General features: G+C 46.4%; 14 protein-coding genes. 12 read left to right on the forward strand and 2 right to left on the reverse strand.

Annotation, left to right across the window (positions count from 1 at the left end):
* Window positions 1–19 precede the first annotated feature (19 nt).
* From PLE34_RS02775 to PLE34_RS02820, 10 genes are all read left to right on the forward strand, one after another.
* Entirely contained in the window at window positions 20–3,427 is a 3,408-nt protein-coding gene (locus tag PLE34_RS02775) for a ThuA domain-containing protein (protein WP_324553989.1), read from the forward strand.
* A 412-nt stretch (window positions 3,428–3,839) separates the two neighbouring features.
* Window positions 3,840–4,496 (forward strand): RNA polymerase sigma factor, encoded by a 657-nt coding sequence (locus tag PLE34_RS02780; protein WP_324553991.1) that lies wholly within the window; start codon window positions 3,840–3,842, stop codon window positions 4,494–4,496.
* Between the two features lie 86 nt (window positions 4,497–4,582).
* Window positions 4,583–5,809: a FecR family protein gene (locus PLE34_RS02785; protein WP_324553993.1), complete on the forward strand. Its 1,227-nt coding sequence runs from the start codon at window positions 4,583–4,585 to the stop codon at window positions 5,807–5,809.
* A 167-nt stretch (window positions 5,810–5,976) separates the two neighbouring features.
* Window positions 5,977–9,462: a TonB-dependent receptor gene (locus PLE34_RS02790; protein WP_324553995.1), complete on the forward strand. Its 3,486-nt coding sequence runs from the start codon at window positions 5,977–5,979 to the stop codon at window positions 9,460–9,462.
* 21 nt (window positions 9,463–9,483) lie between these two features.
* Window positions 9,484–11,235, forward strand: coding sequence for a RagB/SusD family nutrient uptake outer membrane protein (locus tag PLE34_RS02795; RefSeq protein ID WP_324553997.1), 1,752 nt, complete (start codon window positions 9,484–9,486; stop codon window positions 11,233–11,235).
* A gap of 126 nt (window positions 11,236–11,361) precedes the next feature.
* Window positions 11,362–13,047, forward strand: coding sequence for a DUF4091 domain-containing protein (locus PLE34_RS02800; RefSeq protein ID WP_324553999.1), 1,686 nt, complete (start codon window positions 11,362–11,364; stop codon window positions 13,045–13,047).
* A gap of 225 nt (window positions 13,048–13,272) precedes the next feature.
* Window positions 13,273–16,017: a PQQ-dependent sugar dehydrogenase gene (locus tag PLE34_RS02805; RefSeq protein ID WP_324554001.1), complete on the forward strand. Its 2,745-nt coding sequence runs from the start codon at window positions 13,273–13,275 to the stop codon at window positions 16,015–16,017.
* Between the two features lie 6 nt (window positions 16,018–16,023).
* Window positions 16,024–17,058 (forward strand): Gfo/Idh/MocA family protein, encoded by a 1,035-nt coding sequence (locus PLE34_RS02810; protein ID WP_324554003.1) that lies wholly within the window; start codon window positions 16,024–16,026, stop codon window positions 17,056–17,058.
* A gap of 14 nt (window positions 17,059–17,072) precedes the next feature.
* Window positions 17,073–17,807, forward strand: coding sequence for a 3-keto-disaccharide hydrolase (locus PLE34_RS02815; protein WP_324554005.1), 735 nt, complete (start codon window positions 17,073–17,075; stop codon window positions 17,805–17,807).
* A gap of 74 nt (window positions 17,808–17,881) precedes the next feature.
* Window positions 17,882–20,524, forward strand: a complete 2,643-nt coding sequence (locus tag PLE34_RS02820) for a c-type cytochrome (protein ID WP_324554007.1) — start codon at window positions 17,882–17,884, stop codon at window positions 20,522–20,524.
* Between the two features lie 81 nt (window positions 20,525–20,605).
* Here PLE34_RS02820 and PLE34_RS02825 read toward each other — a convergent pair whose 3' ends face one another.
* Both PLE34_RS02825 and PLE34_RS02830 read right to left on the reverse strand, forming a co-directional pair.
* A complete protein-coding gene (locus PLE34_RS02825; protein WP_324554009.1) occupies window positions 20,606–20,989 on the reverse strand; it encodes a transmembrane 220 family protein in 384 nt (127 codons plus the stop codon).
* 226 nt (window positions 20,990–21,215) lie between these two features.
* Entirely contained in the window at window positions 21,216–21,647 is a 432-nt protein-coding gene (locus PLE34_RS02830) for a GNAT family N-acetyltransferase (RefSeq protein ID WP_324554011.1), read from the reverse strand.
* A 222-nt stretch (window positions 21,648–21,869) separates the two neighbouring features.
* Between PLE34_RS02830 and PLE34_RS02835 the strand changes: the two genes are divergently transcribed.
* Window positions 21,870–22,106, forward strand: a complete 237-nt coding sequence (locus tag PLE34_RS02835) for an acyl carrier protein (protein WP_116873112.1) — start codon at window positions 21,870–21,872, stop codon at window positions 22,104–22,106.
* A gap of 39 nt (window positions 22,107–22,145) precedes the next feature.
* A complete protein-coding gene (fabF, locus tag PLE34_RS02840) occupies window positions 22,146–23,399 on the forward strand; it encodes a beta-ketoacyl-ACP synthase II (protein WP_324554018.1) in 1,254 nt (417 codons plus the stop codon).
* The last annotated feature ends 73 nt before the right edge of the window (window positions 23,400–23,472 follow it).

Below are 23,472 nucleotides of genomic sequence, written 5' to 3' on the forward strand. Positions count from 1 at the left end.
ATGTTTCAACGATTCCACAATGAAGAAAAATTTTCCGCTTCTCTTATGTTGCGTTGTGCTCTTTCTTTTTTCTGCCTGTAACAAACGTAGTGGTAAACCAAAGATACTGGTGTTTACCAAAACAGCCGGATTTCATCATGAATCTATACCGGCAGGTGTTGCCGCTATCCAAAAGCTTGGTGCAGGGAACGATTTTGATGTAGATACCACATCTGATGCCAATATGTTTTCAGATGATATACTGCGTGAATATTCAGCTATTGTTTTTTTGAATACCACAGGCCCCCTGTTTAATACTGCTCAGCGTATTGCGCTCGAAAGATACATGCAGGCGGGTGGTGGTTATGTAGGTATACACGCTGCTACCGATGCAGAGTACGACTGGGGCTGGTATACCCGCCTGGCAGGGGCTAATTTTGAAAGCCATCCCCGCCAGCAGGAAGCTAAACTGATAGTAAAAGACAAGAACCACGCATCAACCAAACACCTGCCGGATGTATGGACAAGAAAAGATGAGTGGTATAATTTTAAAAAGCTGAATAAGGATGTTCATGTGCTGATTAGTATTGATGAAAAAAGTTATGAGGGCGGTAAAAATGGCGACAATCACCCCATGGCCTGGTATCATGAATATGACGGAGGAAGGGCTTTTTATACAGAGCTGGGTCATACGGATGAATCATACAGCGAACCCCTGTATTTACAGCACATACTGGGAGGCATTCAATATGCCATAGGCGGTAATGAAAAATTAGATTACAGTGGAGTGGTATCGCAGTACCCTCCGGATGAAGACCGCTTTACTAAAACTCCCCTGGTGCAGGGAGGATTCTTTGAACCTACGGAAATGACCATTCTTCCCAATTCCGATATCCTTGTTACACAGCGCAGGGGAGAGATCATGCTGTATAAAAATGAAACCAGGCAACTGAAGCAGGTTGGTTTTTTAAACGCCTACTTCAAAACAAGCACAGCCGGCGCAAATGCAGAAGAAGGTGTTTTGGGTATCAGCAAAGATCCCAACTTTAGTAAGAATCACTGGGTATATATTTTTTACAGCCCTGCAGATACTTCTGTAAACCGGTTGTCGCGTTTTAAATTTGAGAACGACACCATTGATAATAAAACAGAGCAGGTGATCCTGCAGTTTTATTCGCAGAGAGAAATATGCTGCCATACCGGCGGCTCTATCGCGTTTGGCCCCGATGGCTTATTGTATGTATCCACAGGCGACAATTCCACACCTTTTAATGAACCCAATCAAAAGTATACCAACCAGGGATATGGGCCATTAGATGATCGTCCGGGGCACCTGCAGTATGATGCCAGGAGAAGCTCAGGCAATACCAACGACCTGAGGGGAAAGATACTGCGGATAAAAGTGAATGAAGATGGCACATACGAAGTGCCCGACGGGAATTTGTTTGCCAAAGGAACCGAAAAAACGCGGCCTGAAATATATGTAATGGGTAACCGTAATCCTTACCGTATTTCTGTTGATCAGAAGAACAGCTTCCTGTATTGGGGTGAGGTTGGTCCCGATGCCAGTACCGACAGCTTTGGCGTAAGAGGCCCCCGTGGCTATGATGAGCTGAACCAGGCACGCAAGGCTGGTTTTTTTGGATGGCCTTTGTTTGTAGGAAAAAACTATGCGTATAACCGTTACGATTATGCGACAGGAACTTCAGGGGAAGTGTTTGACCCCGAAAAGCCTTTGAATGAATCGCTCAACAATACGGGCTTAAAAGAGCTGCCTGCCGTGGCGCCACCTTTTATATGGTATCCTTATGCCGCATCAGCCGAGTTCCCCCAGGTAGGAACCGGCGGCCGCAATGCCATGGCAGGCCCGGTATACTATACCGATATGTGGCCTGCAAAAACCAGGCTGCCTGATTATTATAATGGTAAATTATTTATTTACGACTGGATAAGAGGATGGATAAAAGCGGTAACCATGCTGCCCAATGGTGATTTCGACAAGATGGAACCCTTCATGGAGCATACCAAATGGCACAATGCCATTGATATGGAAGTGGGTCCCGACGGGAAGCTGTATGTACTGGAATATGGAACCGGCTGGTTCGCAAGAAATGAAGATGCCGGGCTGAGCCGTATAGATTATAATGGGGGAAACCGGCCGCCTAAAATTGCGGCGATTAAGGTAGATAAAACTTCCGGCGCGCTTCCGCTAACGGTTAAAGCAACCGTTGAAGCAGCAGATCCCGAAAATGATGCCATGACCTACACCTGGACTACCGGTAACGGGCAAACGAAAGAAACCTCGTCTCCCGAAGCGGAGCTTACGTTAGACAAGCCCGGCGATTATGTGCTGTCGGTAGAAGTGAAAGATAAAAAAGGCGCCGTTTCAAAAAGCAATACGATAAATGTATATGCGGGCAACACGGCGCCGGAAGTAACGATACAAATTACGGGTAACCAGTCTTTTTACTTCCCGGGCAAACCTGTATATTATGCCGTTTCGGTTAATGATAAGGAGGAAGGAAGCGGTATTACTGCAGATCATCTGTATGTTACAGCCGACTACTTAGAAGGCGCTGATAAAGCAGCCATACCCCAGGGACACCAAACCGCTGCGGCAACCGTAAGCGGGAGAAGCATTATGCTTTCGCTGGATTGTAAAACCTGTCATAAAACAGATGAAAAATCCATCGGACCATCCTTTACCGAAGTAGCAAAGCGGTATCATAAAAATGAAGGTGCGGTAAATTATCTCACGGGTAAAATTATTAAAGGTGGCAGCGGCGTATGGGGAGAAGTAGCCATGGCGGCACATCCCGAACTGGCAGAAGACGATGCAAAACAAATTGTGCATTGGATACTTACGCTGGCAAACCCGGCCGCTATTAAAAAATCATTGTCCGAAAAGGGTTCCATTCCTGTTAAAGCGGTAAAAGAAAATGAGGCCCTGTACATTTCCGCCACGTACACAGATAAAGGCGGCGCTTCCATAAAACCACTTTCAGGAGAAGCGGCTTTTGCATTACGCAGCAGTAAGCTAACGTTTGGGGGAGTAACCAATATGAAAGAGTATAGTGCTATGAATGCCGGTGGCATGAGGTTTATGGTTGTACCCGGTGATAAAGAAGGCTGGTTCAGTGTTGACAGCATTGATTTACAGGGCGTAAACGGTGCTGAGCTGCTGGCCCGCTGGCAGGGTGATAACGATGCGCCAAAGGCGGGGTATGTGTTGGAGTTAAAGCTGGGCGCTCCGGACGGTCAGAAGATAGCAGAAGCAGTGCTTGACGGAACTGCTGTTAAGGATAAGCAGAAAATGGCAAAGTTGAAATTTAATTTTGACGTGATTACCGCAGAAGGAAAACAAAGCCTTTATATTATAAGCAAACCGAAAGATAAAGATGACGGCAGCACAATAGGGCTGGGGGTGCTTGAGCTGATGGCGAAGTAAGTGTTAAGTAGTGGTAAGTAGTAAGTGATAAGTGAAAAGCAGGATACCACGTCCTGCTTTTCACTTATCTTTTTACATATATGATCAGGGCTTGCTCAAAAAACGGAAAAATCAATACAGGAAGAAATGTCTGATTGTTCTATAGTGGTATTTTATCCAATTGTTCATGCACGAAGGTTAATCTAACAGGCCCTAATAATCCCGATATGCGTAGTAATTGTTCAGCACCAGGTCCGTCAAATTTTGTAACATTTGTTTTGGTGAACCTTTAGCATATTGTTCTCCGATTTTATCGCATCAATAAGTGGTTTATCTGTGTCTTTAAATTCATTTCCGGGAAAAAACTAGCATTTATCTGATACGCTGATTTGCGCTCCACCGGAGAATTTGAAAACCCGATCAACAGCCCGGTATGGCTGAGTTAAAGTTTTTATTTAGATTTACACCATTAAACATTTTTGAGCAAATTGTTTTGACCCCAAACGACTGCCATACCGAAGCCCGGTTACTCCAAGAGTTGAAAAGCGGAAGCGAAGCCGCATTTACCGGGTTATACAACCGTTACCACCAGGGTATATACGCTTACCTGCTCGATTTTGTAAAAGTGCCTCAACTGGCGGAAGACCTTGTTCACGAAGTATTTATGAAAATATGGGAAGCCCGGGAGCGAATGGAGATCACTGTTTCTTTTTCTGCCTATTTATACAGGATATCGCACAATAAAGCGATTGATGCATTAAAAAAAATAGCGAAAGATGCAACACTCAGAAAGGAAGTACTGGAATGGATGGATCCTCATTTCATTGAATTTGAATCGGAAGATAAAAGGCTCAACCATTATGAAGAGCTGTACCGGAATGCAGTGGCTGCGCTAACCCCACAGCGGCAGAAGATTTTTATCCTGTGCAAGGAAAAAGGTAAAACCTATGAGGAGGCTGCAATGGAATTAGGTATTTCGCGAAATACGGTAAAAGATCATATGGTGCAATCGCTGCGTTTTCTCCGTAACTATTTTGCCGAAAAGGGTCAACCGGCCCTTATTGTTATTATACTTGGTAAGTTTTTTTGAAAAAACTCCATTTTCACCCACCCTTTTTTCACCGTTTGCAGTCTCATAGTACAGGGATAGCTTTCTGAAGGTATTTTAATAAGCATATGAACAACAAACCGGATTATTACAAAGCGCTGTTGGAAGGATACATTAATGATGACATTAGCAGAGCAGCAGCAGAAGAACTTTTTAAATACATAGCAGATCATGCTGAAGAAGCGGCTGTATTTATTGGCCCGGATGACCGGTTGCGTTTTGAAGAAAAGATAAACGGGGATTTCCGGCTTGAAAATACCGTGAGTAAGCGAATGCATGAACGGCTTTTACGGGATATCAAAGTGCAGGATGAGCGGGTGAACGATGATGCTAAGCATTCCACACCGGTAAGGCGCCTGTTAAAGGCAAAATGGCATTGGGCTGCCGCGGCTGTAGTGCTCTTAGTCGCAGGAATATACTATATGCATGTAAATGAGCTGAAGCCACACTCGCCTGCTGTTCGTCCGGTGGTCAGGTCGGCAGATATTGAACCGCCGCAGTTGAGCCAGGCCATGATCACGCTTGCCAACGGGCAAAAAATAGCCCTGCAAAATGCAGATGAGGGCACGTTGGCCGAGCAGGGGAATGTGCAGGTAATTAAGCTCGCGAACGGGGAAATTGCCTACCAGCCTTCACCCGGTACAAAAGCCGGCAGTGTGGCATACAACACATTATCCAACCCCAGGGGGAGCAGGGTGATCCGGATGACCCTGTCGGACGGCTCCGGGATATGGCTTAACGCCGGCTCTTCTGTTACTTACCCGGTAATGTTTACTGGAAGCGAACGGAAAGTATCGGTTACGGGGGAAGTCTATTTTGAAGTAGCGCATCATGGCACTATGCCTTTTATTGTGAACAAAGGCGAAACGAATATAACGGTGCTGGGTACCCGCTTTAATGTGAATACGTATGATGATGAAAAAGATATAAAAGTAACCTTGCTTGAAGGCAGTGTGAAAGTGGATATACCCGGTGCAGAACGTTTGCTGAAGCCCGGCCAGCAGGCCAGGATAGACCACAACCTGCAGGTGATTGACAATGCCAATCTTGAAGAAGTGATGGCATGGAAGAACGGGCTTTTCATATTCGACAACGCAGATATCCGTACGATCATGCGGATAGTAGCCAGGTGGTACGACCTTGAAGTGATTTACGAAGGAAAGATGTCGGTCGACCGTTTCCAGGGTAAAATATCTATGGACACCCGGCTGTCTGAATTACTGGAAGTGCTGGAGTTGAATAAGGTGAAGTATTCAATTGAAAACAAAACAATAAAAATAAAATCGGTGAATTAATCCTGGAGTAAAATTTTCTGGTATGGAAACCGGTAAAAAAACCGGAAAGTGATCGCAACACTTCCCGGCGGCATGGCCGGTCATCCAATCCTTTCCATCCGCTAAGACTGCACTATCCGCGAAACGGTATAGCGCTGGTATTGTTTAACCAAACCAAAACCAAATGTATGAAATTTAAGGTTCTTTTCAGCAATCCGCTCCCCGAGCGGAAAAAATTAATCCAACTGCTACTGATTATGAAACTGTCGGTTATCCTGATCTTTATTGGCTGTTTGCAGGTTTCCGCCCGAACGTATTCCCAGCATGTAACGCTGTCGTCGGAAAACGTTCCGTTAAAGGTTGTTTTCAGGGAAATAGAAAAACAAACAGGGTTTCATTTCTTTTACCGGGTTTCACTGGCTGCCCGGTTCGGGAACATAGACGTGCACCTCCAGAATGTGCCGCTTAAAGATGCTATGGACCTGGTTTTAAAAGATCAGCCTTTGCAGTATAAAATCATCAATAAAACGATCGTCATCACGCAAAAGGCCAATGGCCGCGGGGTGCATGAACCGGTAGCTTCCGGTGAAGACGCACCAACTGTAAACGTGAGCGGAACCGTTACCGACCCGCAGGGCACCCCGCTTGGGGGAGCCAGTATAAAAATAAAGAACACGAACAGGGGCGTTTCCACGGATGACAGGGGAAGCTACTCCCTTAATAGTGTTCCAAATGATGCAGTACTGGTTGTTTCGTATATAGGCTTCGGAGACCAGGAAGTGAGGGTACAGGGACGGAGTGTGATCAATATCGTTATGCAGCCCGAACAGTCGGGGCTCAATGAAGTAGTGGTAGTGGGATATGGCACACAGAAAAAACTGAATTTAACAGGAGCGGTAGACCAGGTGAGCGGCGACCGGCTTGAAAGCCGTCCGATAACGAATGTATCCGAAGGATTACAGGGGCTTATGGCCAACCTGAATGTAACGACCACCACCGGCGGTGGCAAACCCGGAACTACCAAAAGCATCAATATCCGCGGGTATACCGGTTTGGGAACAACGGGCGAGCCTTTAATACTGGTAGACGGTGTTCCGGCAGATATCAATACAGTAAACCCGAATGATATTGAATCCATTTCGGTTTTAAAGGATGCGGCATCATCGGCCATTTATGGTTCCCGGGCACCTTACGGCGTAATACTCATTACTACCAAGCAGGGAAAAAAGGGGCAGGCATTCAAGGTAAGTTACACCAACAATATCTCTTTTTCGCAAACGATCAACCGCCCCACACCCGCCAGTTCCCTTGATTTTGCTACTGTTATAAACGAAGCTGCCATCAATGCAGGAAGAGGGAATCTTTTTTCTGACTATACCATTCAAAAAATAAAAGAACATTTGGCCGATCCTTCCGCACCCGCCACAGAACAGGATCCCGGCGCCGGGCGGGGCCACCTTTGGTTGGGTTATTTCGGCTCCTACGCCAACACAGACTGGTTCAAAGAATTCACAACGCCATGGGCGACCAACCAGCAACACAATATTGGTGTTAACGGGGGAACCGAAAAGCTCCAGTATTATGTAAGCGTCGGCTACAATGGCAAAGGATCTGTGAACAGGCACTTTGATGACAGCTATGACCGCTACAATTTCAGGACCAACATTACTTCGAAGGTGAACGACTGGCTGCAGTTCGGGATCCGCACTTCCCTTGCCATAGACAGCCAGCGCGCCGCAACCAATTCACGCGGCAACTGGGCGGGGTTATATTCAAAGATGGTAACTTCTCCTGTAACGGTTCCCACCGGCGGCTACTGGAGAGACGGTGTAACGTATATCAAGGATGGCGGTGCCACACTGGGGTCCAATAAAGACGGATGGCTCATGGGCGACGTAACGGTTACGCCTCTGCCCGGACTTGAAATAAAAGGCAGCTTTAATTACAACTATAACCTTTTTACCCGCGTTTCCGCTGCAACAGACTTCCAGTACCAGACTACCGATGGGAGCTATATATGGATCGGGCTTATCCCCACGCTGAACAAATACTCGCAAACCAGCAACTATTACAACTATAATGCGTACGCGAGCTACGACAGGAAGCTTGGTGGTCACTATTTTAAATTAATGGCGGGTGTACAGAGAGAATTCAAGCATTTTGAATCTTTAACTGCAGGAAATGATTATTTGTATACGTCTTCCCTTCCTGCATTAAGCCTCACATACGGCACCAACTATACGGTTAATGATGCATTGTATAACTGGGCCACTTCGGGAACTTTTGTACGCTTTAACTACAATTACGATGAAAAATACCTGCTGGAATTTAACGGGCGCTACGACGGAACATCCCTCTTCCCGGAAAACCGCAGGTACCAGTTCTTTCCTTCCGTTTCTGCCGGCTATAATATATCAAAAGAAGCATTCTGGGATCCCTTGAAAAAAGTGGTAAGCAGCTTAAAGTTAAGAGGGTCTTACGGGCAGTTGGGCGATATTTCCTCCCTCATAAATGCGGGCAGCTACTATCTCTCCCAATCTACCTTATCGAATGTAGCCCCAACCTCAACGAACTGGTTATTCAATACGGTAAGACAACCCTATGTAACCGCGGGTTCGCTGGTAAGCGCTGATGTTACCTGGGCAAAACCCAGCATGCTCGACTTTGGTATAGATGCCGGTGCATTAGACGACCGCCTTCAGATCACTTTTGACTGGTACCGGCGCAGAACAAAGGATCTTTACGGTCCAACAGAACAGTATCCCGGCATACTGGGGATCAATCCTCCCCAGCGGAACAATGCGTCTATAGAAACGAAAGGCTTTGACCTTACGGCTTCCTGGAGCGACAATATAGGAAAGCTGAGATACAATGCCCGGCTCATCTTCAGCAATTATAAGGGGAAAGTATTGAACTATCCCAACCCCACAGGCTCTATTACGAATTGGTATAACGGTATGCAAATGGGTGAAATATGGGGCTATAACACAGTAGGGCTCTTCCAAACTGAGGATGACGTTAACAAGGCGCCTTCTCAGTCGCTGATCTCTGCCAACTGGTACCCGGGCGATGTGCAATACGCCGATCTGAACGGCGACGGGAAAGTTGATTTCGGTAATAATACATTAGCTAACCCCGGCGACAAAACCGTAATCGGAAACACTACGCCGCGATACAATTATGGCTTTACCCTTTCGCTGGATTATAAAGGATTTGATTTTATGATGTTTATACAGGGCGTTGGGAAACGGGAATTTTGGCCGGGCAACAGCACCTTCTTCTGGGGTATACCGGGCAGTGGCAGCGAATGGGGCTCACAGGTGCTTACTACCAACCTCGACAGGTGGACAACAGCTACGCCCAACGGTTATTTTCCGCGGTATTATCTGAGCGGATTGAATGCCAAGAACCAGCAGGCACAAACCCGCTACCTGTTAAAAGGTGCTTACCTCCGTGGAAAAAATCTCCAGATTGGCTATACATTACCGCAAACCCTCACAAGAAGGGCACATATCGGAAGATTGCGTATATACGGCAGCGCCGAAAACCTGTTCACCATTGCGCCGGGCCTGCACAAAAGATACCAGATTGATCCGGAGCTGCTGCTCAGCGATGGGAACATTTACCCGATACAGCGCACCTTTTCCGTGGGTATCAACTTAGACATTCAATAGTAATATAAAAATCTACTGAAGATGAAAATCAAGAAAAGCTCATCCATATACATCCTGTTGTTTTCAATAATGATCTTTGCCGGGGCCTGTAAAAAGGACATGCTTAACCAAAATCCGCTCAACAGGATCAGCGATGCTACATTCTGGAACAATAGCAATGATTTAAAACTATACTGCAATAACTTCTACCAGTTGTTGCCAAACCCCGGCGCCTATGGCAACAATGCCAACTATTATATAGACAATAACAGCGATAACCTTTGCCCTACCACCCGGAATATGAGGCTTAACGGAGAAAATGTGGTTCCTGCTTCAGGGGGCGGATGGGCCTATTCAGACTGGCAGCAGATCAGGAATGTGAATTACTTTTTTGCCAATTACCAGAAAGTAAATGCAGCGCCGGCCGAGATTGCAACATACATCGGGGAAGCCTACTTCTTCAGGGCCTGGTTCTATTTTGATAAGCTGAAAAATTACGGGGCGCTTCCCTGGGTAAATACGCCGCTCGATCCTGCCGATAAAGATGCGTTGCTGGCCGGCCGCCTGCCCAGGAATGTAGTAGCCGATTCGATAGTGGCCGACCTGGATCGGGCCATCAGTTTGCTGAAGCCGAAAGCTTCTGCAGCCGCTATGCGCATCAATAAGGAGATCGCGCAGGCATTCAAAACCCGTGTATGTCTTTATGAAGGCACCTGGGAAAAATATCACAACGGAACAGCTTTTGGCGTTGAGGGCCGGGATGGAAGCGCATTCCTTCAAAAAGCAGCGGAGGAAGCAGAAGCGCTGATGCAATCTGAATCGGTGGGGCTGGATAATGTTGGAGCGGAAGACGGATATGGTGAACTGTTTAACCAGGTGGATTATAGCAGCAGTAAAGAAGTGCTTTTCTGGCGCAAATACCAGATAGGCGTATTAACTACTTACTGGAACAGGTACTCCAATAGCGGCGGAGGAACCGGCATGTCGAAAGACCTGGTTGAAAGTTTCCTGTGCACCGATGGTAAGCCTGTATCGGTGAGCCCGCTTTATGAAGGCGATGCTACCTTAGCGGATGTAGTGAAGAACCGCGACCCGAGATTGAAACAGATATTATATACGCCCGGCGACCTGGTAACGACCAACACTTCAGACAGGATAGATATATTTTTCACAACGCCCGGTTTTACTTTGGCAATTGACCAGCGCAATACAACAGGATACCAGTTACAAAAGGGCAACAATACAGATGCTGCACAGATAGACTATACCACCAGGGGACTTATATATATCCGTTTTGGAGAAGTGCTGCTCAATTTCGCGGAAGCGAAGGCAGAGCTGGGAACGCTTACACAGGCGGATGCAGACAAAAGCATCAACCTCCTTCGCGAGCGGGTGGGCATGCCTCCTATGGTCATTGCTGCCATTACCACCGACCCCGATTGGGCTTTTACCGACCTGTCGCCGGTGATCAACGAGGTAAGAAGAGAGCGTCGCGTAGAGCTTTCCTGTGAAGGATTCCGTTTTGACGATATCATGCGCTGGGCAGCAGCAGACGAACTTATCAAAGGATACAAATACAAGGGAGCCAAATGGGCACAATGGGACGGAGAATTTCCTACGCTTGTTCCCGGCGTAAATATATTTCTGGATGCCGAAGGAAACATTGAGCCTTTCCAGCAGGATCAGTTGCTTGCAAACGGCTTCCAGTTCGATGTGAACAGGGATTACCTGTTGCCCCTGCCGGTTGATCAGCTCACACTTAACCCGGCGCTGGGTCAGAACCCGGGATGGTAGCAGAAGCCTGGCTCATTTAATAAGAACAAAAAGCAGGGATAGCTTCAGCAGGGATAGGGCCGGGTATACCCTGCTGAGCTGTTCTGAAGTTAACCGACTTGATGCTGTTTGGTAAAACAGGAATACATGAAACCACGAATAAAAGAGATCATACTGGTATTGACCGCATTGGTTATCTCGGCTTTGGTTAAAGCACAGCCGGCCTATATTAGCTTAAAGTATGTGGATCCGCTGAAAAAGGTATTTAAAGAAGCGGCTTTTTTCCCTGACCAGCCGGCCCTGGCCGATGTTGCGAGAGGAGAATATGCCAGCTTCCAGTTTGCCTTCCGCAGCAATGCACCTGTACAGGGGTTGCAGGCCTCCCTCTGGGGCAACACGGCCGCATCTGCTTTTATCAGTAAGGGTTCGGTAGGATATGTTGGCTATGTAGGTGTTGGACGGCCCCTGGCCGACCCGCCAACAGACAGATTGATTTCCGCTTCAGGCCTTTTCCCTGATCCTATTATTGATACGATGCAGTCGGAATTGCCTCCCGGCTGCACGCAACCGATCTGGGTAAGCGTGAAGATACCTAAAAACATAGAGGCAGGTCAGTACCATGGCAGCCTGGTGGTAACGGGAAAAACAATGAATAAAAGCTTTTCCCGGCAGGTGGGATTTACGATTCATGTTTACCCGGTAACCATTGACTCGTCATCACTTTGGGTGACCCAATGGTACCAGGCTTCCCCACTGACTTTTGGAATGATGAACAACGGGAAGGATGTTCCTTTGTACAGCCCACGCTACTGGGAGCTGCTGGCCGTGCTGGCACGTAAGATGGCAGACTACGGGCAGAATGTGAGCCTGATATCACCATTGCAGCTTACGCAATACCGGCTGGAGAACGGGAAATATTATTTTGATTTCAGCCGGTTTGATCGCACAGCGGCAATATTAAAAACTGCAGGTGCACTAAAAAGAATAGAGGGAGGACACATTGCAGCACGCATGGGCGGCTGGAACAGTGATATCGGGGTGCTTGTTCCCCGTATCACGACCGATACTGTTGTTCTTGAAAAACGGCCCTTTGCCGACCGGCAGGCGCAGGATTTTTATGAGCAGTTCATTCCTGCCCTGGTGGCACATTTAAAGGAAAAAGGCTGGATCGGCAGCTATATGCAGCATATTGCAGATGAACCCACCGATTCCAATGCCGAGACGTATGCGCAGATAGCGGCATTTATTAAAAAACTGGCCCCGGGTGTTCCCATTATGGACGCCTGCCATACACATAAGTTAAAGATGGATATATGGGTCCCGCAGTTGAATTTCCTGCGTGATGAATATCGCTTTTACTGTCAGCAGCAACAGGCAGGCAGCGAGCTGTGGTTTTACACCTGCATGTGGCCGCAGGGTGAGTACGCGAACCGCTTCATTGAGCAGCCGCTGATCAAGACCCGCCTCCTGCACTGGATCAATTTCCGCTATGGCATTACCGGCTATCTGCATTGGGGATTCAATCAATGGCATCATGGTCTTCGTCCTTTCGAAGAAACAACAGACCGGAACAGCGAAGGAGGGTCGGTGCTGCCCGGAGGAGATTCCTATATTGTATATCCCGGCTATGGAAAGCTGTACGGCTCTATCCGGCTGGAAGCCATGCGTGAAGGGATCAACGATTATGCCTTGCTGCAAATGCTTGACCGGAAATACCCCGGCAGGGCAATGGAAATTTGCCGGGAAACAGTATTTGATTTTAATAAGTACGACCTGAGCATACTGGCTTTAAGAGACAGAAGGAAACAGATATTAGAAGCGCTTAGTAAATAAATTACCCGTAATTACCTAACTGGTTAAAACAAATGAACGATGATGATGGGTGCATCCCAAATTTTAGCAGGCAGACATCACTATCTGGTGGCACGTGAGACACGTACCGCGGCGGCCGCCCCGGCACGTATCTCACGTGCAGGAAAATATGCAAAGCGAAAATTTGGGATGCCCCCATGATGATTGCGGACAGAAAATATTTATATTTTTATACAAAGGCTATAGATGGGTTGTTTTATGGAAGACAGCACGGTACAACAGGAGGATGATAATTCTATGCTTATACAACATTCTTTATTGAAAAACATAAGGTGCATAACGATCGTTTTTTTAGTGTGTTTTATTTCCTGTGATTTTAATGGAAGTGCTGCAAACGTATCAAAGCCCGACCCCGGCAGGTTTACACAAATAGTGCTGGCTGCCGGGCTGGATGAGCCGCTTCAAATGGAAGTGCTGAGTAATAACGACGTCCTGTTCATAGAAAGAAAAGGATCGGTGAAAATATATAAGGCTGATGAAAAAAAAGTGCTCACCATTGCTAATTTTAATGTATTCAGCGGTATTGAAGACGGGTTGCTCGGGATGGCCGCCGATCCGGATTACATAAAGAACAACTGGGTATATTTTTATTATTCAGTAGCAGGTGACAAGTGGAGAAACAGGCTTTCGAGGTTTGAACTAAAAGATAACCAACTGGTACCTGGATCGGAAAAGCGATTGCTCGAAATTCCTACCCAGCGCGTGTACTGCTGCCATTCTGCAGGTTGCATCACTTTTGATCCGGAAGGCCTGCTCTACCTTTCCACCGGCGACAATACTGCCGCATCTGCCGCTTCAAAAGAGGGCTATCCGCCTATAGACGAAAGACCAGGACAAGAATTGGCTGATGCACAGGCTACCGCGGCCAACAGCAACGACCTGCGGGGAAAAATCCTCCGCATCAAACCCGAACCCGAAGGCGGCTACTCAATCCCCGACGGTAATCTTTTTCCGAAAGACGGGTCAGAAGGACGTCCTGAAATTTATGTGATGGGCTGCCGTAACCCTTACCGTGTATCGGTGGATCCCAAAAATGGTTATGTATATTGGGGCGAAGTAGGACCCAATACGATCGTGCGAGGAAAAGACAGCACCATAGCCAATTATGACGAGATCAACCAGGCCCGGTCTGCGGGCTTCTTTGGCTGGCCTTACTTTATAGGTAATAATGATGCCTACCCCGATTATGATTATGCGACCAAAATAGCGGGACCCCGGTTTGACCCGGAGCATCCTGTAAATACTTCTCCCAACAATACAGGTATTCAACAACTGCCGCCTGCCCGGCCGGCTTTGATCTGGTACGGGATAGACAGCTCCGCTCAGTTCCCGTTGCTGGGCAAGGGAACAGCCACTGCAATAGCAGGCCCGGTTTATTATAGTGATTTATATAAGGATGCCAGGTACAAATTGCCCGGTTACTATAATGGAAAGCTCTTCATTTACGATTGGATGCGGCGGTGGATCATGGCGGTAACCCTTGATGAACAGGGCAACTACAAAAGCATGGAACCCTTCCTCGAACATCTTCACCTTACGGCGCCTATAGACATGAAGATCGGGCCCGATGGTGCGATCTATTTCCTCGAATACGGAACCAACTGGTTTGCTAAAAATGCCGATGCCCGGTTAACCCGTATAGAATACGCCGAAGGCAACAGGAACCCCCATGCCGTTATCAGTGCCGATAAATTATACGGGGCGGCACCTTTAACAGTGAATTTTTCGGGCGCCGGCTCTGTTGATTATGATCCGGACGATGGCATATCCGCCAGCACATGGAAGATAGGGAACGATGTACTGACCGGCGAACAGGTGCAATATCGCTTTGCTGCACCCGGCGTATACAAAGTAAGGCTAACGGTAGAAGACCGCCACGGAGGACGATCGGAGGCAGAAACCAGCATCAGCGTGGGCAATACGCCCCCCGAAGTGATGATCCATACAAAGAGCAACCGCAGCTTTTACTGGCCGGATAGCAAAATGTTTTATGATGTGCAGGTTACCGATCCGGAAGACATTAAGATAGATCCGGAACGGCTCAGGATTTCATTTAAATATTTTCCTCAGGGAAAAGATATCGAGGTAGTACTTGCGGATGATCAAAATGACGGAGATACAAGGTTCATACAAGGAAGGCAGCTTACCCTTACGCTGGATTGTAAAGCCTGTCATAGTATGAAAGATTCCTCGGCTGGACCTTCTTACCGGGCTGTTGCACACAGATATTTCAATGTAGACGGGGCTGTGGAACAACTATCCAAAAAAATCATACAGGGAGGTGGTGGTAACTGGGGCGACCGTCAAATGAGCCCCCATCCGGATCTGGGTGAAGCGGAGGCAAAACAAATAGTACAATACATTTTATCATTGGCTGATACATCAGAAATTGGTTTGCCTGCCAAAGGGGATCTGCAGTTCAAAGCGCATAAAAATGATGAAGGAGCGTACCTGTTGTTAGCCGCATATACAGATAACGGTGCTAATGGAATAGAGCCATTATCTGCCAGGAAATATATTGTGCTGCGGTCTCCGCTATTAAAGATGGAGCAGTTTGATGAGGGAACGGCAAGTGTCGTTTCTCTTACCAGCCTTTCTTTCTTAAATTACATAAGCCGTTTACAGCACAATGGATTTGTAAAGTTTAAACAACTTGATCTTTCAGGTATTAAAAAGCTGAAATACCGTGTACAATTAGATGGAGAAGGCGGCACACTTGAATTACGGCTTGACCGCCCTGATGGAAAACTGGTAAGCACGCTTACTATATCCCCGGGAAAAGTGCAGGACAGGGCCAAAGACTGGATAGAGCTGGTAACAGAGGTAAGTTCTGTTGAAGGAACACATGATTTATATTTTGTGTTCAGCAATCCTAAGGCAGGGAAAAAGAATCTTTTTAATCTTGATTGGGTATATTTTTTAAATAAATAAATGATTATGCGACAGACTTTCAATCGCAGGAATTTTCTAAAGATATCTGCAAACGCTACCCTGGGTGCTGCATTGGTTCCTGGTGTTGATATAACTTGGGAAAAACAATACCCGCCAAAGGGGAAACGGATAGGCATTATAGGTCTTGATACTTCCCATACTGCCATTTTTTCAAAAGCCTTTAATGCACAGGATGCAGATCCTGGGCTGGAAGGTTTTAAAGTGGTGGCAGCCTGCTCCAGGGGAAGCAGGGATATAGCCTCAGCGCTGGAGAATGTACCTGCTGTTACAGAAGATATGCGCAATCTTAATATCCCGATTGTAGATACAATAGAAGCATTACTTTCAAAAGTAGATGCGGTAATGCTTGAAACCAACGATGGGCGGGTGCACCTGGAACAGGCTATCCCGGTTTTAAAGGCAAAGAAACCCCTTTTTATTGATAAGCCTGTTGCCGCTTCTCTTTCTGACGCGCTTGCTATTTATGAAATGGCATCCCGCTATAAAACGCCTGTTTTTTCTTCATCAGCGCTGCGGTTCATGGCAAATGCGCAGGAAGTGGCTAAAGGAAAAATAGGAAAAGTAAATGGTGCCGATACCTATAGTCCGGCTACGATAGAAAAAACACATCCTGACCTGTTTTGGTATGGCATTCATGGCATAGAGATACTTTATACCGTGATGGGAACCGGCTGCAGAAGTGTAAGCCGTGTTTATACCCCTGATACAGATATGGTGGTAGGTGAATGGGAAGATCAAAGGATCGGTACATTCCGTGGTTTACGCAATTCAGGAAAAGGGAGAGGGTTTGGAGGAACCGTATTTGGTGATGAAGGAATTGCTACTGTAGGACCTTTCGATGGATATAATAATTTGCTGGTGCAGATTGCAAAATTTTTCACTACAGGTATTCCCCCCGTTTCCCCTGCTGAAACATTGGAGATCTGTGCTTTTATTGAAGCAGCCGATGAAAGCAAAGTAAAAGGAGGCACTCCTGTTTATATCAAAGATGTAATACGCAAAGCAGAAAAAATGAAATGAAAAAGCAGGTTAAAATGAAATATTCTTTACTTGTATCTATCGTTTTTCTTGTCTTAACCGGTGCCTGTAAGCAGAAGGATAGTGATTCGTCAGCTATTGGCGCCGAATACATTTTCAGCGAAGCATATCAAAACCAGTGGAAGGGATCGCCAGACCACTGGCGCTGGGAAAATGGTATACTGACAGGCGAAACTACCGAAACCAATCCGATCAAACGAAGCGCTTTTCTGATCTGGAACCGGGAAGTAGAAGATTTCATCCTGAACATCTCCTTTCGTATTTCTTTCAATGGAAACAGTGGTATTTATTACCGCTGTGAACAGGGCCCCGAAGGTTATGATGATCTGCTGGGTTACCAGGCGGATATTGACGGACAACATACCTATACCGGGATAGTGTATGAAAATTTTATAAACAGACATCGTAAGATTTTGGCCGAACGGGGACGGATGGTTCGCATTTCAGAAATGGACAGTTTGCATTCTTTCCCCATTTTCACCGGTGATCAAACGATTAAAGATTATATAAAAGACAATACATGGAATGCATATGAATTGATCGTAAAAGGTACACTGATTGTTCAAAAATTAAACGGACAAATGGTATCAATGGTGGAAGACAATGCAAAAAACCGGGTTAAAAAAGGATTGTTTGGATTTCAATTGCATCAGGGTCCGCCCATGAAAGTGGAATTCAGGGATGCCTGGTTTAGAGATTTAAATCCTTTGTTCGAAGACAAAGCACATTGATTAACGCAATATTATATTTACAGGCAGGTTCAACATTCAACAACATTAGCATAAACAAATAATCAATAGGTGATATGATATACGCAAGTGCAAAAACTTTTTTTTCTGTCCTTAGAAAAAACGAATGGTATGCTGTAACACTAACAATACTTCTTCTGGTCTTTCTTTTTAGCTGCAGTCAAAATAAGGAACAGGCGCAGAACGATAATTCAACCCGGGAGCCTGCTTTGGATAAGTCCAAAGAGGTACCATCCGGTGAGCTCCGTACACTTCCGGGTTTTAATGCAGAATTATTATATGAAGTTCCCCGGAAGTCGCAGGGGACCTGGGTTAGCCTGGCCATAGATGAGCAGGGCAGTATGGTTGCCTCTGATGAATACCACCAGGGAATGTACCGGATTGATGTACAGACAAATGATGATGGGAAACCCAAAGTGCAGGTTACCAAAATGGTGCTGCCTGCTACAGGCGCGCAGGGACTGACCTGGTTTAAAAAAAATTTATACGCTAATGTATATGGAAGTGGATTGTTTCGTATGTCGGCCAGCCAAAAAGATGGCATCTTAGATGAAATGAAATTTCTGGGAGGGCCTCAGGTTTCCAGCGACCACGGCAATCATGCTTTGGTGCCAATACCTGATGGAAGCGGTCTTTATGTAGTCAATGGGAATCATACGCCGCTGCCGGAAAAATATACCAGTCGTGTGCTCAACTGGAGAGAAGACATTTTGCTTACCCGTCAATGGGATGCCAGAGGTCATGCCAGGGGCATTTTAGCTCCCGGTGGATATATTGCCCGAATAGACGGCGATGCACGTAACTGGGATATCCTGAGCGTAGGATATCGTAACCAGTACGATGTAGCTATTCATCCTAATGGAGAGCTATTTACTTTTGACTCGGATATGGAATGGGATATAGGAATGCCCTGGTACCGTCCTACCAGAATCTTGCATGTGGTGAGTGGCAGTGATTACGGCTGGCGCAGCGGAAGCGGAAAATGGAAGGATTTCTATGAAGACAGCCATCCTCCGGTACTGGATGTAGGACCAGCCTCCCCCACCGGGGTATTGTTTGGAACGGGGGCCCGGTTCCCGGAAAAATATCAGAAAGCATTGTTTGCTTTAGACTGGACCTACGGCACTATTTATGCTTTTCATCTGAAACCGAAAGGAGCAAGTTATACTGCTACCGCAGAAGAATTTTTATCGGGTCACCCTTTAGCTGTTGCTGATGCCGTGATCGGAAAAGATGGAGCGATGTATTTCATCACAGGCGGGTGGAGTAACGACACTAAATTATACCGTGTAACCTATACCGGTGAAGCGTCTACGGACCCGGTACAATACCGGGAAGATACGGAAGGACTTGCGTCCCGGAAAATCAGGCATCGCCTGGAAGCTTTTCACGGACGCCGTGATGCCGGGGCGGTTGCTGCAGCCTGGCCATATCTTGCAGATGAAGACCAGTTTATCAGGAGTGCCGCACGTGTAGCCATTGAATTTCAACCCATATCGGGCTGGATAGCACGTGCAAAAGCAGAAACACGTCCCCAGGCTGTTATTACCAGCACAGTTGCACTGGCACGCGCAGGAGATTCAACCTACCTGAATGATGCTTTAACCCTCCTGGAAAAATTAGACTTCGTTACCCTGGATAATTTGAAAAAGCTGGGCTATCTGCGTGCATTATCACTTAGTTTTATGCGACTGGGAAAACCGGACCAGGCAGCAGGTCAGAAGATCGCTGACCGGTTGATGAAGTTTTTACCCGATAAAGATGAACGGGTGAATGTAGAATTAGTACGGTCATTAATCTATCTGAAAGAGGCCCGTGTAATTTCAATAGCGCTGGATTTGATACGCAGCAGCAAAACCCCGCCTGCTCCCGATTGGGGAACGGTCATTAAGCGGAATAACAGCTATGGCGGTACTATTCAACGTATGCTGGATGATCCGCCACCGGTGAATAAACTGGAATACCTGTTTATGCTGAGAGATTTGGGAGAAGGGTGGACGATTGATCAGCGAAAAAACTATTTCAGCATGATCAATGAAGCAGCGGGTGCCATGGGTGGTGAAAGCTATTGGGGATTCCTGGAACGCATGCGGAATGAAGCATTGCTTGGCGTTCCGGATGAACACCGTGTTGCGCTCGGTGAGCTTATTTCAAAGCCTATTGCAAAAGCGCCTCCCTTTGAAATAAAACCGGTGAAAGGCCCCGGGAAAAACTGGACAGTGGACAATGCCTTGCAGGCGGTGAATAAACCTTCCGGAGCAAAAAGTTTCGAGCAGGGACGTAATGCCTTCTTTGCCACAGGTTGTGCGTCATGCCATCGTTTCGATGGCATGGGAGGTAACATCGGACCTGACCTGGGCGCTGTAGGGAATCGTTTTTCGGTTCAAAAAATACTGGAAGATATCATTCATCCCAGTGAAACCATTTCTGATCTGTATGGAAGTTCGCGCGTTACGCTTAACAGTGGTCGTAGCCTGGAAGGACTGGTGGTAAAAGATGAAGCTTTTATCAGGGTATACAGCAGGGAGCCTAACCGGGCGCCGGATATTGTTTCCTCTTCTGAGGTAGCATCTATCGAACCGGTACCTGTTTCGCAAATGCCACCCGGACTAATCAATTCACTCAATGCAGATGAGTTGAGCAGTCTGATCGCTTACCTGCGATCCGGTGGCGACCCCAAACATGAGGCTTTCAGGTAAACAGGAAAATTAAGGATTATGGGGTAACCGGCACCATCAAATAGATACCAATATCTCAAAAGCATGGAGTGACAGCGATGTTTACGTTTTGTTTTTTGCTTTTCTCTTTACATATATATAATTAATAAGCAGTACGGCTATCAGTATAGCCAGTCCAAAAAACTCCCTGGTATCTTCTATCCAGGGTGTTTCAGCCTTCATGCTGGCCGCAATATTTTCTGCATGATGTTTAGTGAGCCAGTCCCATACACCATTTCTTTCAAAAAAAAGATAGATGGCATATACTGCATATGCAGCCATTCCCAGCAGGGAGGCCAGGGGGTAATGCCTGCGCCGGAATGCAAGCCAGCACAGTGCTGCACCGTACAGGTATATGGGTATCCATAGCCAGGGATCAGGATCATTGTATTGCAGTGCCGCGGAAATAAGGAATAAGATGCAGAAGGTGATATTGAATATTTTCATAAATACAATATTATAAAAACCAAATCACAAATCGGAAAATCCGAAGGGAATACAAAGCATCAAAAACCAAATCACAAATAAAATTCAAATGCCAAATTGGAAGCCGGAAATCCGAGGGTAATTGCAAGAATAGACCACAAATTAAATCCGAAGCCGAATTTAGGGGAAGGCTGTCCGCTATGAGCAGTACAAAAGAAGGAGCATTCATCTTAGTAGCTGATAGCTCCTATCTCAGCCTCTTTTCCATTACATAATGCGCAACCGTAACTTCATAAAATTCATTGCCTGAAATAGTATAGCCGAATTTCTGGTAAAACCCTACAGCCGACTTGCGGGCATGCATTACCAGGGTTTGGTAACCTTTATCCCTGGCTACATTTTCCGCGAAATTCATGAGCGTAGCGCCGATGCCCTTTTTTTGGAGATTGCTGCTTACGGCCATCTGGCGCAGCCTGCAGGTACCGGCGCCGGTACGGGTAAGCAAACAGCAGCCAATGAGCTTATCGTCTTCAAAAGCGCCGATCAGCACATCATCTTTTTCGCGACTGAGTTCTTCAGGATCAAAATAAAGCCCCAGCGGCTTGCGCAATATTTCATCACGCAGTTCAATCATCTGGTGGTATTCTTTTGAGTCGTGATCAATAATTTTTAACGGCATACTGCTGATTTACAGGTGTATTATTTAAAAATACAAAAAAAGCGGTAGAAATACCGCCCCGCATTTTGCCCGGAAAAGCGGCTGGTATCAAGCTTGCTATGGAAATTAAGCGCTCCTGCCGGAGCGGGTAAATAATTATCTTTTACACACAAACTCAAATAGATATTGTTTTTACCTCAAAAACTATATTTTTGCACCCAGTATTAACCAAATTTTACAACCATGTCTGACATTGCAACAAGAGTTAAGAAGATTATTGTTGACAAACTCGGTGTTGATGAAGCTGAGGTAACCCCTGAAGCATCTTTCACCAATGATCTGGGTGCTGATTCATTAGACACCGTAGAACTGATCATGGAATTCGAAAAAGAATTCAATATTTCTATTCCCGATGAGCAGGCTGAAACTATTACTACGGTAGGTCAGTCCATTGCTTATCTCGAAGAGCACGCAAAGTAATTTTCTCCCCATTTCCACTGATCGCAGGCAAACTTGCTTATGGATTTAAAAAGAGTTGTTGTAACCGGCATTGGCGCCTTAACCCCTTTGGGAAATTCTGTGCCCGACTACTGGCATGGACTTATCAATGGCGTTTCGGGGGCCAATCCTATTACCTTATTTGATGCCTCAAAATTCAAAACAAGGTTTGCCTGCGAATTAAAGAACTTTGAACCCACCGATTTCTTAGACAAAAAAGAGGCCCGTAAAATAGACCGTTTCACGCAAACCGCACTGGTATGCAGCGATGAGGCGGTGAAAAGCGCGGGCATCAGTAAGAACACTGTTAATCCGGACAGGGTAGGGGTTATTTTTTCAAGTGGTATCGGCGGTTTAATTACTTTCCAGCAGGAAGTAACCGAGTTTGCAAAAGGCGATGGTACGCCGCGGTTTAATCCATTCTTCATTCCCAAAATGATCCTGGATATTGCCGCAGGGCAAATATCTATGCGACATGGCTTCCGCGGCCCTAATTATGCCGTGGTATCGGCATGCGCTTCTTCCACACATGCCATTATGGATGCTTTTAACCTTATTCGTTTGGGTAAGGCCGACATCATACTGGCAGGCGGAAGCGAAAGTGTGATCAAAGAAGCCGGGGTAGGTGGGTTTAATGCCATGAAAGCCCTCAGTGAAAGGAACAACGAACCGCAAACCGCATCCCGGCCTTTTGATAAAGACCGCGACGGTTTTGTAATTGGCGAAGGTGCAGGTATGCTGGTAATGGAAAGTCTGGAGCATGCTATAGCCCGTGGCGCCAATATTGTTTGTGAAATTGCAGGCGCAGGAGCAACTGCCGATGCCCACCACATTACCGCTCCGCATCCGGAAGGACTGGGGGCAAAAAATGTGATGTTCGCTACCCTTGATGACGCCGGTATGAAGCCGGAAGACATTGATTATATTAATGTTCATGGCACATCAACGCCATTAGGCGATATTTCCGAGGTAAAGGCCATCCAGGCTGTTTTTGGTGAACACGCTTATAACCTCAATATCAGCTCCACCAAATCCATGACAGGTCATTTGTTAGGCGCTGCAGGCGTTATTGAAGCTATTGCCTGTGTGCTGGCCGTAAAAAATGACATTGTTCCTCCCACCATTAATCATTTTACAGATGATGAAGGGCTTGATCCAAAACTTAATTTTACATTCTGGAAAGCCCAGAAACGCACAGTTCGTGCAGCGCTGAGCAATACTTTTGGCTTTGGCGGGCATAATGCTTCCGTTATAATTAAGAAATATTCTGCCTGATTTTGGCGTTTAACCCGGTGAAGGCGGCTAACTTCTTAAAGAGTTGCTTTACATTTGTGGTACATTACTCCTA

Origin of the sequence: Agriterribacter sp., assembly GCF_035445465.1 — a bacterium.
GTDB lineage: Bacteria > Bacteroidota > Bacteroidia > Chitinophagales > Chitinophagaceae > Agriterribacter.

Bases quoted from the DNA above. Each gene is read 5' to 3' on its own strand.
- PLE34_RS02775 (WP_324553989.1), top strand. From the start codon at position 20: ATGAAGAAAAATTTTCCGCTTCTCTTATGTTGCGTTGTGCTCTTTCTT.
- PLE34_RS02780 (WP_324553991.1), top strand. From the start codon at position 3,840: ATGGCTGAGTTAAAGTTTTTATTTAGATTTACACCATTAAACATTTTT.
- PLE34_RS02785 (WP_324553993.1), top strand. From the start codon at position 4,583: ATGAACAACAAACCGGATTATTACAAAGCGCTGTTGGAAGGATACATT.
- PLE34_RS02790 (WP_324553995.1), top strand. From the start codon at position 5,977: ATGAAATTTAAGGTTCTTTTCAGCAATCCGCTCCCCGAGCGGAAAAAA.
- PLE34_RS02795 (WP_324553997.1), top strand. From the start codon at position 9,484: ATGAAAATCAAGAAAAGCTCATCCATATACATCCTGTTGTTTTCAATA.
- PLE34_RS02800 (WP_324553999.1), top strand. From the start codon at position 11,362: ATGAAACCACGAATAAAAGAGATCATACTGGTATTGACCGCATTGGTT.
- PLE34_RS02805 (WP_324554001.1), top strand. From the start codon at position 13,273: ATGGGTTGTTTTATGGAAGACAGCACGGTACAACAGGAGGATGATAAT.
- PLE34_RS02810 (WP_324554003.1), top strand. From the start codon at position 16,024: ATGCGACAGACTTTCAATCGCAGGAATTTTCTAAAGATATCTGCAAAC.
- PLE34_RS02815 (WP_324554005.1), top strand. From the start codon at position 17,073: ATGAAATATTCTTTACTTGTATCTATCGTTTTTCTTGTCTTAACCGGT.
- PLE34_RS02820 (WP_324554007.1), top strand. From the start codon at position 17,882: ATGATATACGCAAGTGCAAAAACTTTTTTTTCTGTCCTTAGAAAAAAC.
- PLE34_RS02825 (WP_324554009.1), bottom strand. From the start codon at position 20,989: ATGAAAATATTCAATATCACCTTCTGCATCTTATTCCTTATTTCCGCG.
- PLE34_RS02830 (WP_324554011.1), bottom strand. From the start codon at position 21,647: ATGCCGTTAAAAATTATTGATCACGACTCAAAAGAATACCACCAGATG.
- PLE34_RS02835 (WP_116873112.1), top strand. From the start codon at position 21,870: ATGTCTGACATTGCAACAAGAGTTAAGAAGATTATTGTTGACAAACTC.
- fabF (WP_324554018.1), top strand. From the start codon at position 22,146: ATGGATTTAAAAAGAGTTGTTGTAACCGGCATTGGCGCCTTAACCCCT.